Consider the following 12,089-nt stretch of genomic DNA (forward strand, 5'->3'; position numbering starts at 1 on the left):
GCGCCCACCGAATCGGCGGGCGCTCCTGTGACTCGTGCCCCATCCCCATGAAGGCACGCGCCGCGACTACCTCCTCCTCATCCGCATTCCGCCGTCCGCCATGCCCATGGCGGTGATACCGAGACCCAGCAGACAGACGACGATGCCGCAGATCACGTTCGACCAGATCATTCCCGCCGTGGTGGTTACTCCGACGACCAGCCACGGGCTGACGATCATCCACAGACCCAGCAGCGGCGCGACGAACGCCATGCCGTGCGTGCGTGAGTAGGCCGACGTGAAACCGACGGCGAGCAGAGCCACCGCAACACCCGACAACAGATTGCACATCGCCAGGCCCGACTGGCTCGCGAACCCGACAATCCACGGCGACGCCGCCATGTAGAGGCCCGCCATGAACATCAGGCCCTCGGTGACCTGCGTCATCGGCTGTTCCGAGACTCGGTCGTAGCGAGCCCGCAACTCGGCGATATCAGGGTGTCTCTCGATCGACATACCTGGTGTCGTCATCACCCACCTCCTTGAAAAAGAGAACCAATCCCTACCGAAGGGGGTGCCCCGAACTTGGCAGGGCAAACCAGCGATAACCAGGTAATTTTTGCGAGTTTGTGCTACCGACCAGTCCCCACGGACCGCGGCGCCCTTGGGCAAGCGTCCAGGGGCGGGCATACTCGAATTGTGTGGTGGATTGCCTGGGTCGCGCTCGTGTGGGTAGCACTGTCGGTGCCGCTCGCGATCCTCATCGGGAGAGCGATACGGCAGAAAGACCTGCGCGAACTACCCGCCAGGGAAGACACGACAAGAAAGAACGACCCGCCCGACCGAACGGTTGCGTGACCGCGCATTCCCGGTGCAGCTCGAAAGGATAGGGGGATGGCGCTGCCCTTCTATCCCCTCGCATTCATGAATCTATTGGTTGTGGCGACCACGCTGTGCCTTGCACGCCCTTCCCGTCTCTCCGCCGCCGTCACCGTGGTCGCGGCCGTGCTGTGGATATTCGGCAACGGCCCGATCGAGGGCAAAGTCCTCTGGGAGTTCGACCACACGCACGGCCTGACAGTGTCCGATCTGCTGTCCGTCGCCGCACTCGCGATCGCCGTCTGGACGTTCTCGACGACCGGTGACCGACCGCTTGTGCGACCGTCGCGGCGGCATCGAAAGCTGGACCGGCGGGAGTGACGATCTCGATTGCCGTAGGCCTGTCAAGTCATCGATCTGGACCGTCCCGCTCCTGCCCTACGCAGCGCGGTGCCGACGGCCTCGAGGGCCTTCGGTGACGTCATGTGCCAGTGGGTGCTGTCGATGGCACGGTTTCGGATCACACCGTCCACATGGGGTTCCCAGCTCGTCTTTGCGCGTACGCCGGAGGGATCGTCTTGCGCTGCGGTGAAGAACACCACGTTGCCATGGAACAGTCCCGGTTGATGCGATTCGAGCAACTGGTTGTTGTGGGCAGCACTCGCGATCATCTTTTCGACATGTGCCGGCGTGAGAACTGACAATGGTCCACCCAGAGCCCCCAGAAGGTCCGCCGCAGACTCCGGCGTCATGTGGGCGACGGACGCCGGCAACTCTCCTTCATAACCCATTCCGGCGAGCAGGTCCTCCACGCTGACCGGAAGTTCACCCTCCCCGGTTTCTGGGGGATGCGCATAACTGTCGAGCATGGCGAGGGTTGCTACTTCTTCTCCAGACTGCTGGAGTTGCACTGCCATCGCCTGCGCGAGGACACCGCCCAACGACCAGCCCAGCAGGTCGTAGGGCCCGGCGGGCTGAATACTTCGAATCTCTTCGACGTACCGGTCGGCGAGTTCATCGATCGACGCCGGCAACCGTGTGTCACCCACGATCGCTGGTGACTGTATGCCGTAGATTTGACGGTCCGAATCGATGTGGGATGCCAAACCGGTGTAGCACCAGGCGAGTCCGACGATGGGGTGAATGCAGAAGACCGGTCGGCCGGTGCCGGCCGAACGGATCGGAAACACCACTTGCAGGGCAGGATCCTCGTCGGCCTCAGGGGCATCCATCCGTGCGGCTATCGAGCCGGGCGTCGGGTCCGTCATCAGCGATTGCAGCGGCACCTTCGATCCCGATGCCGCTTCGATCCGGCTCAGAACCCGCACTGCCATCAAGGAGTTCCCGCCGAGCTCGAAGAAGTTGTCGTCGGTACCCACCTGCTCGACACCCAGCAACTCTTGGAACGCGGTCGCGACCACACGTTCCGACTTCGTGGTGGGCGGCCTAAACTCGCGCTGCTCGTACTCGGGTATCGGCAGCGCCCGCCTGTCGACTTTGCCGTTGACGTTCAACGGCAGGGACGCGAGCTCCACGAATGCACCCGGCACCATGTACGACGGAAGACGCTTCGCAACCGTCGATTTCAGCGATCCGACATCGATTGCTCCAGGGGTCGCGGGCACCACGTAGGCGACCAGACGATCGCCGCCGTCTACGTCGCTACGCACGAGGGTAATCGCCTGCGACACGCCGGTATGACTGCGCAGGACCGCCTCGACCTCGGACAGTTCGATCCGGAATCCGCGCAGCTTCACCTGGAAGTCCGTACGTCCGAGGTAGTCGAGCTCACCGTCATCGCCCCAGGCGACAACGTCACCTGTGCGATACAAACGCTCACCCGGCGCACCGTAGGGGTTCGCCACGAACCGTTCGGCCGTGAGGTCCGCACGCGCCACATAGCCACGGGCCAACTGCGCGCCTGCCAAGTACAGCTCACCGGCGACGCCCGGCGGCACCGGATGCAACCGATCGTCGAGCACGTACACGCAGGTGTTCCATTCCGGTCGCCCGATCGGCACCGACGACGTGTCGTGTGGCGTGACCTTGTGCGCTGTCACCGATACAGCTGTTTCGGTGGGGCCGTACAGGTTGAACAGCTGGGCGCGACTGACGTCGCGGAAACTCTCGACCGTCGCCGTCGGCAACGCTTCACCAATTGCGAGCACGCGCCGGAGCGAGGACGGCAGCATGTCGTCGGACGCGACCGACAATGCCTCGAGCATCGATGGCACGGCGTGCAGAGTCGTCACGGCCGAAGTACGCATCAACTCGATCAGATACAACGGGTCCTGGTGGCCCTCCGGGTTTGCGATCACCACCTGCCCGCCCGACACCAGGGCCGACCAGAACTCCCACACAGACAAGTCGAAGGTGACGGCCGTCTTCAGCAGCGCGACGTCGTCGACGTCGAGGCCGAATTCGGCACGCATCCACAACAACTGGTTGACTACCGCGCCGTGAGTGACTGCCACACCCTTCGGCTTGCCGGTCGATCCCGAGGTGAAGATCACGTACGCCGCGTTCGCCGCCCGCAACGGTGAGATCCGCTCCACGTCTCGAACTGGCTCGTCGCAGAACACGGACAGATCTACCGTGTCGACACTCAGCACCGACGTACTTCCCAGCGCGCTGAAGCCGTCACGCGTCGTGGTCAGCACACAGACCGGCGACGCGGTGTCCAGGATGTACGCGACGCGCTCTGCGGGCTGATCCGGATCGAGCGGCAGATAGGCTCCCCCGGCCTTCACGACTGCGTACATTCCCACCATCAAGTCGACCGATCGCCGAATGGCCAATCCCACCAGAGATTCGGGCCCCACCCCCAGCGCTATCAGCTTCCGGGCAAGCTGATTCACCCGAGCGTCGAACTCCGAATACGTCAGCTCCCGACCTTCGTGGACCAGTGCAACAGAATTCGGCGTAGTCGCAACCTGCGAGTCGAAGAGCGACACAAGAGTGCCATCCACATCCACCGGGTGCGTTGTAGCGTTCCAGCTCTCGAGCATCAACTGGCGTTCCGGTGCAGCCAAGACGTCGATATCACCGACGGGGCCGGATGGATCTCGGGTGACCGCCCGTAAGGTACGGAGGAATCGTTCGACGAAGCGCTCGATGGTCGAGGCCTCGAAGAGGTCCTTCGCATAGGTGAGGTAGCCGGTCACGCCGGTGGGTTCGCCGTGACCGTCGTAGTGATCGGTGACGATCAGATGGAGGTCGAATTGCGAGATCTGGCCCTCGTACTCCACACCGGTTACCGTGAGCCCAGGCAGTTCCACACTCAGCGGCGCGAGGTTCTGGAACGACAAGCCGACTTGGAACAGAGGATGCCTCGCGGTGGAGCGCACTGGGTTGAGCACCTCGACCAACCGTTCGAACGGGACGTCGGAATGGCCGAATCCCGCGATGTCCCGCTCACGGTTCTGGGCGAGGAGATCGTCGAAACTGTCGCCGGAGCCCACCGACGTTCGAAAGACCATGGTATTGACGAACATCCCCACAAGATCGTCGAGCGCTGCCTCTCCACGCCCCGCAATCGGAGTGCCGATCGCAATATCGTTCGTTCCGGACATCCGGGCGAGGAGCACGGCCAGAGCGGTGTGCACCACCATGAACAGGGTCGTGTTGGTGGCTCGCGCCAGTTCGACCAAGGCTTTGTGGTCGTCGGCGTCGACGAGCACCTCGGCCCTGCCTCCTGCGTATGACTGAACAGGTGGGCGCGGGTGATCCGTCGGCAATTCCAGCTGATCGGGAAGTCCCGCCAGTGCCGACTTCCAGTAGCCGAGTTGCTGCGAGATCAACGATGCGGGGTCGTCCTCTGAGCCCAGGACCTCTCGCTGCCACAGTGCGAAGTCCGCGTACTGCACCGGCAACGGCGTCCATGCCGGCGTCTCCCCACGGGACAGCGCCGCGTACGCCGTCATCACGTCTCGCGCGAGTGGCGCCATGGAGAAGCCGTCTCCACTGATGTGGTGAACCACCATCGCCAATACGAACTCGCGCTCACCGACCTGAAAGAGCTTCCCTCGGATCGGGACGGAGGCTGTGACGTCGAATCCGCGGGTCACCACGGGCAGAACATGTCGTTCCACCTCCCCCGGTTCGACAGCGATCGGAGTCAGATCGAGTTCCACCTGATCCGCAGGCAACACCACCTGGACGGGCTCGCCGTCGTGTTCGGGGAACACCGTCCGCAGCGATTCGTGCCGGTCGAGCAGAGCGTGAACCGCATTCTGCAGCGCTTCGACATCGAGGTCACCCGACAGGCGGACGACGAGTGGAAGGTTGTACGCGGGTGACTGGGAATCGAAGCGGCTCAGGAACCACATTCGCTGCTGCGCCAACGACAACGGAACGCGCTCCGGCCGGGGCCGTGGTGTGAGTGGCACCCGCCCACCACCGCCGACTTCGGTCGACACCCGCTGGGCCAGCGACTCCACCGTCGATGCCTCGAACAGCAGCCGCACGGGCACGTGCGCATTCAACGCCGCGCCGAGTCGTGCGGCCAATTGCGTCGCGATCAGCGAGTTGCCGCCCATTGCGAAGAAATCATCGTCGAGGCCGACGTGTTCCAGTGTCAGAACCTCGGCGAAAACTCCGGCCACGGTCTGCTCGATGGCTGTGACGGGAGCCCGGAACGCCCGGGTCTCAAAGATTGGCGCGGGCAATGCTTTCACGTCGATCTTCCCGGAGGCGTTGACCGGGAAGCTGTCGAGTACAACGATTGCGGTGGGTACGAGGTACGACGGCAAGGCGTTCTCGAGACGCTTTCGTAGAGTCTCGACATCCAGGGATCCTGGGCGGACGACGTACGACACGAGCATGTCGGTGCCGGAGGTGTTCGGGCGTGCCACGGTGATCGCCCCGTCGACCTCGGATTCCCGCTTGATGGCGGCGTCGACCTCGCCGGGTTCGATACGCACGCCGCGGATCTTGACCTGCCGATCCACACGAGAGATGAAGTGCAGGTTTCCATCCGCACGTCGATGCACCAGATCGCCGGTTCGATACATGCGCGCACCGTGCCGGCCGGCAACGAATCGTCCGGCGGATCGGCGGGGAGAACCGACGTAGCCGCGGGCGAGCGCCGGACCACTCAGATACAGCTCACCGATTCCGCCCACAGGTACAGGCCGTAGACGGTCGTCCAGTACCAGGGCCGTCGTGCCGGCAATCGGCCCGCCGATGGTTACGTGCCCCTCGACTTCCGTGAGCGTGGCGACCACTGTCGACTCCGTCGGGCCGTATGCGTTGAGCATGAGCCGACCCTCGCTCCACACCGCGGCGAGGTCCGCGGGAAGCGCCTCACCACCTACGGCAACCACTTTCACGTGGTCGAGCCCCTCCACGTCGAGAGAGGTCAGCACAGCGGGGGTGGAAAGGTAATGGGTTACCCGGTTTTCCACCAGCACCCGGTGCAGGTCGGGTCCCGCATACACCTCTGCGGGTGCCACCACGAGGCACCCGCCCGAGCCGAAAGCAAGTAGCGTCTCGAGCAGGGCAGCGTCGAACGTCGGGTTGTATCCGTGCAGCACACGAGAGTTCGGTGTCACCTGGTATCGGCGCACGGCTTCGTCGGTCAGCGAGGCCAAGCCTCGGTGAGTGACCATCACACCTTTCGGTGTGCCGGTCGAACCGGACGTATAGATGATGTACGCGACCTCGTCCGGTAGCACCGGCACTCGCACAGGTCCGGTGATATCCGTGGTGGCGCCTATCTGCACCGGAACCCATTCGATGTCCCCGACCCGCGGGGACATCTGCCCGACACCGAGGCGCACGCCGGCCTCGGTGAGCACGCGGTCGAGTCGCTCGGCCGGATGGGTCGGATCCACGGGCAAGAACGCTGCGCCGGTCTTGGTGATGGCCCACAGCGCGATCATGAAGTCGACCGAGCGCGGCAAGCCGAGCGCGACGACCCTGCCCGGCGCTGCCCCCCGGGCGGTCAGTGCGCCGGCCAGTGCGTCCGACAGTCGATCGAGTTCGCGATAGGTCAGCGTCACCTCGCCGTCCGTGAGCGCCGGAGAAAGCGGGTACGCCACTGCCGAAGCAGTCAAGATGTCGGCGAATGTCTTTGCATCCGATGCCGTTCCGCCAGTCAGATCCGCACCGGGATTGAGCGGGATATCGCCCACCTCGGTGTCGGGACGCGCGGTGACGACATCCAGGATGCCGCTGAACAGTTCGGCGAGGGACTGAACGGTGGCCTCGTCGAACAGATCGGGCGAGTAGCTGACGGAGGCGTCGAGTCCTGCGGGGTCGTTGTCGGACCAGCGTTCCGAGTAAGTGAAGCTCAGGTCGAACGATGCGGTGGTGGCGGGCCCGTTCGAGGTGGGCGACAGCGCCAGCGCCACCTGAGGCCGGCGACCGCCGAGGAGGTCGGCAAGCTCCTCGAACGGCACGTGGGCGTGTTCGAACGCGGCCACATCGAAATCCCGGACCTGCCCGAGTACTGCGCGGAACGTCATCGCGGGGGTGACACGCGCCCGCAGTGCGAGTGTGTTCGTCCCTTCGCGCGCATGCCCGGCCTCGCCGCCGATCACCAAGTCCCGGTGAACACCCAACCGGGACAGCAACACCGCCAACGCGGCACGGAGCACGGTGAACAACGTCGCGGATTCGCGACCGGCAAGCAGGACTGCGGCGTGGTGGCTTGCTGCGGAGACCGAGAACCGGTGAGTCGAGTCGGTGACCGGTTCGTCGCCGACCTCCGACCTGTCCGTCGGAAGGGGCGCCGGTGTGCCCACCCCGCGCAACGCATGACGCCAACGTTCGAGATCGGTCCCGAATCCGGAATCGAGCGCGGGCTTCAGCGTCCCGTCGACGTACCGAACCATTTCGCCCGTTCGATACATGCGACGAGCTGAGCAGCAGCCAGTCACTTCATTGAGGAAGGGGTCCGCTACGAATCGGTCTGCGGTTGCTCCTGGCAGACGGTAGTACCCGCGACCGATCTGATGTCCGGCCACGTAGAGCTCGCCCACTGTTCCGGGAGGCACAGGCCGGAGCGACCGATCCAACACATAGGCGCGCATTCCGCTGGTCAACTCGAGCGTTCGGGTCCGCCTGGTCCCGTGCCCGCCGACACCTGCCCGCTCGCCGGCGACGAGCGCAGACCAGATGTCGGTGAACACCACGTCGTGGGCCTTGCCTGATCGAATCCGCGCCAGCAAGTTCGCGTGGGTCAGCATGACCGGCTTCGCTCCGGCGTGACACAGCACGTATGCCGCACTATCAGGGTGAATCGGCTTCGCCGACCCACTCAGCACGTCTTCTACAGGGTCCGCAAGGTTTTCCAGGAGGAGGGGCGCAGATCCCGCAGCCGGAATCCTCTCGACATCCCCCATCCGGCTGACCACCACGGTGGGCATCGCGTCGGCAAGGATGTACCGCAGCCGCTCGGTGGGGTACTCAGGCGGCACCGGGAGACAGGCGGCGCCTGCTCGCAGCACCGCCACATGCGCCACGACGAGCTCCACCGATTCCGAAACAGCAATACCGACAACGCTTTCTGTGGACACACCGGCCGCGAGGAGTTGGCGGGACAACCGTCCGGATCGTCGCGCCAGTTCCTCATACGTGATATCGCCGTTGCCGTCGCTCACCGCGATGGAGTCCGGGTGTTCGGCGACTCGATGGAGGAAAAGTTCAGGCAGCGACGTGCGCGGCGGCATCGGCTCCGACGGGCCGCCGATCGCGGCGGCGCGCTCGTCTTCCGTCAGCAGGTCGATGGAACCCAGTGTTATCCGGGGATCCTCGGCGACCATGGTGAACAGCCGTTGCAGGCGGTCCGCCCATCCCTGCACCGTAGTTTCGCCGAAGTGTCCGGCAGCGTAGGCGAATTGCCCTTCGAGACGGTCTTTGCCCCCGTCGCTTCGCCGGCGAATCGACACCGCCAGGTCGAGGCTTCCGAGTTCAGCAGCTGCGTCGTCGACCGTGAGCGAGACCTGAAACAGTGGGTGACGCCCCGTATTCCGGTCACAACCGACCGTGGACACGACCATGTCGAACGGTACGTCGGAGTGGGACACAGCGGCGCGTTCAGTGCGCCGCGCCTCGGCGACGAGGTCGGCGAACGTTGAGCGTGGGTGTATTCGACTGCGCAGAGCCAGCGGACCACCACGCCGGCCGAGAGGGAACGTGCCACCGTCGTCGAACAAGGCGCCGATCGCAAAATCCTCGGCCCCGCTGACTGTCGACAGAACTACCGCGAGTGCAGCGTGAACCACCGTGAACAAGGTGGATTCCTGCTCGTGCGCCAGCTTCTCGAGCTTCCACCGCAGATGAGAATCCACAGCGAACGACACCGCAGCGCTCTCCGTGTCCAGTGGTTGCCCGGGTTCGTGATCGGTCGGCAGCGGAACAGTGTGCGGCATCCCGCGCAACTGTTCTCGCCAGTAACGCAACTCGCGTTCATGTGGCGCAGGTATCGGCAAGGCGCTGCGATCCACCTTGCCGCTTGGAGTGAGCGGCATCGTGCCGAGCACCGTCACCGTGGCCGGGACCATGTACTCGGGAAGACGCTGAGCCGCATAGGACAAGACTTTCTCGGAGTCCAGCGCCGCACCGAGAACGTAGCCGGCGATGACCAACTCGTCATCCCGAGAGTGCGTCACGGCAATCGCCGAGTCCACACCCGGGCATTGGCCGAGAACCGCGGTCACTTCGCCGAGTTCCACGCGGAAGCCGCGTATCTTCACCTGATCATCGGCTCGGTCCACGAATTCGAGGTGATGCTCTTGCGTCCAGCGAACGAAGTCGCCCGTGCGATACATACGTGCGGATTCGGAGGAGTACGGGTCGGCGACGAAGCGGGCCGCTGTCGCCCCCGGCCGCTCCAGGTAGCCGCGAGCCACACCGGGGCCGGACAGGTAGAGCTCACCGAGCACACCCACCGCGACAGGCTGCAAGGACCTGTCCAGCACGACTGCAGACACACCCTCGATCGGCCGACCGATGGTGACGGGCGAACCGGCGGCCAGCGCCTCGGTGGCGGTCGACCAGATCGTGACCTCGGTCGGCCCGTACAGGTTCAGCATTCTGCGACCGGCACCCCACCGCGCCACCAATTCGGGCGCACACACGTCGCCCGCGACTGCGAGCACCTGCAGTGCGTCCAGACCTGCCGGATCCATGGTGGCGGGCACAGCAGGTGTGGTCGTCCAGTGAGTGATCCGTTCGCGCCGAAGCAATTCCGACAGTTCGGCGCCACCGTGCACTGTCGGCGGAGCTGTCACGAGCGTCGCGCCGGCCGTCGCCGCGACCAGCAGGTCGTGGATGGACGCGTCGTACGAGGGGGAAGCGCACGCCAGAACACGTGATCGGGCATCGGCAGCGTACATCCGCCTCACGGCGGCAGCATGGTTCGCAAGCCCGCGGTGCGTCATGGTGATGCCCCGCGGCGCTCCCACCGAACCGGACGTGTAGATCACGTACGCCGCATTGTCGACGCGGAGCGGGTGGAGTCGGTCATCGTCCGTCACGGGACGGCTGTCGCCCGGCTCGTCCGCCACGTCGATCCAGTCGACACCGGCGGGGACGACTCCCGGACCGGGAGCGATAGCCATCGTGGCACCGGATTCCGCAATCATGTGCGCGATGCGTTCGTTCGGATAGCTGGGATCGACAGGTACGAACGCACCGCCGGTCCGGGCCACTGCCCAGACGGCGACCACGTGTTCGACGGACCGGGGCAGCATCAGCGCCACGCGATCACCGGCGCCCACACCGAGCCTGATCAGCTTGCGAGCAAGCCGGTTGGACCTGTCGTGCAGCTCCTTGTAGGTAACCTCGACTTCGGAGTCGCGAAGTGCCACCGCGTCGGAACCCGCGGTCTCGTCGAGTATCTCGGGCAGCGTCATCGGTGTTCGGGCGGCAGGTCCCGCTGCGGGCGCGAGCGCCGCACGCTCGTCGCCGGTCAGGATCGGGAGGTGACCGACAGGGGTGCTCGTCGCACCCACGATGAACCCGTCCAGGTACCTCATGAAACGAGCGTGGTGGGATCCCAGTTCGTCCCGGTCGTACACGGCGGGATTTCCCTCGAAATCCACCCGAATACTTCGCCCGGCCACCCCCGGGTAGAGGTTGATGGAGAGATCGTCCACGGGCCCGGTGGCCAGAACGTTCAATTCCCCGAGAACGTCGCCCCACCAGGTCTCCTGATGAAACATCATGATGTTGATCATCGGGCCGAAACTGTTGCTCTCCCGCGACGAAGAGCGTGCGTCGTGCAAGATGTCCTCGTAGCGGTACCGCTGATGACGCAGGGCGCCGGTCAGTTCGAGTTGTACGCGACGAACCAGGTCGGCGACACATCCCTGTGGATCGATCTGCACTCGCAGAGGCACGACATTCGCGACGCTACCCCCGGAGCGACGGGCGGCCGCCGTGGTGCGTGCGCTGACCGGAAGGCTGAGCACGATGTCCGTGTTGCCGGTCATTCGCGACAGGAATGCTGCGAATGCGGCCACTACCACCGGAACTGCGGTGGAGTTCCACTCGCGGGCAAGGCTGCCGATCCGCTCGGCCACCTCGGGATCCATGACCTCGCTGGCCAACGCGGACACGGCCGACGGGTACGCCTGGCGGTCGGTCAACCGGGACGGCTCCGGAAGCCCCGGGGTCCGCTCAGCCCAGTATTCGCGGTCGATCTCGAATCTGCGGGATCCGGGGTACGCATCTTCCGCCTCGTACAGCTCACGTACGTGGAGAGCTTTCGAAGGCGGCGCCTCGGTCCTGGCGACCGCGTGGGTATAAAGCTCCGCCACCCGGTTCATCAGCACCATCGCGCCGTAACCGTCGAGAGTCAGGTGGTGGGCGAAGGTGGTGAGGAAGTAGTGGTCTTCACCGATGTGGAGCAGTGTGGCGTTGATCAGCCGGTCGGTGAACACGTGCATCGGGCGGCGGCGCCGCTCGTCCATCCACCGATGTGCCTCGTTGACCGGATCCTCGGACTCCCGGAGATCGACGTAGCCGAGTTCGTCCTCGATCGTCTCGTCGGCCAACTGATACGGCTCACCGTCGAACTCGATCACTCGGATGCCCGGAGATTCGAGATCGAACGAGCCCTGCTCGGACGCCCATCTCAGCGCGCCGACGTCCACGTGGCCGCGGAGCTCGACGTACTGGGCTACGAGGAAGGGGACATCAGGATGCAGCTGCTGGGCGAACCATAAGCCCTTCTGGGCGTGGGAAAGCGGAAATGCTCGGCGGTCCAATTCGGCTACGCCTTCGCTCGGAACACCCGTCCTCACTAGATATCCCCCGATTTACACATCGACAAGCCGCCCACC

At 64.8% G+C, this 12,089-nt stretch carries 3 protein-coding genes; 1 reads left to right on the forward strand and 2 read right to left on the reverse strand.

Translation table 11 applies throughout. The features are described 5' to 3' along the window. Window positions 1-66: 66 nt before the first annotated feature. Entirely contained in the window at window positions 67-510 is a 444-nt protein-coding gene (locus GO592_RS22595; RefSeq protein WP_011597573.1) for an SPW repeat protein, read from the reverse strand. Between the two features lie 363 nt (window positions 511-873). Here GO592_RS22595 and GO592_RS22600 point away from each other — a divergent pair, with 363 nt between their 5' ends. Continuing rightward, the gene (locus GO592_RS22600) at window positions 874-1,179 is read left to right on the forward strand and encodes a hypothetical protein (RefSeq protein WP_007300767.1); all 306 of its coding nucleotides are present in this window, start codon (window positions 874-876) and stop codon (window positions 1,177-1,179) included. 23 nt (window positions 1,180-1,202) lie between these two features. Here the strand turns inward: GO592_RS22600 and GO592_RS22605 are convergent, their stop codons facing one another. Beyond that, window positions 1,203-12,014: a non-ribosomal peptide synthetase gene (locus tag GO592_RS22605; RefSeq protein ID WP_085990401.1), complete on the reverse strand. Its 10,812-nt coding sequence runs from the start codon at window positions 12,012-12,014 to the stop codon at window positions 1,203-1,205. Window positions 12,015-12,089 lie beyond the last annotated feature (75 nt).

The sequence above is a fragment of the Rhodococcus sp. 21391 genome (assembly GCF_016772255.1).
GTDB classification, from domain to species: Bacteria; Actinomycetota; Actinomycetes; order Mycobacteriales; family Mycobacteriaceae; genus Rhodococcus_F; species Rhodococcus_F opacus.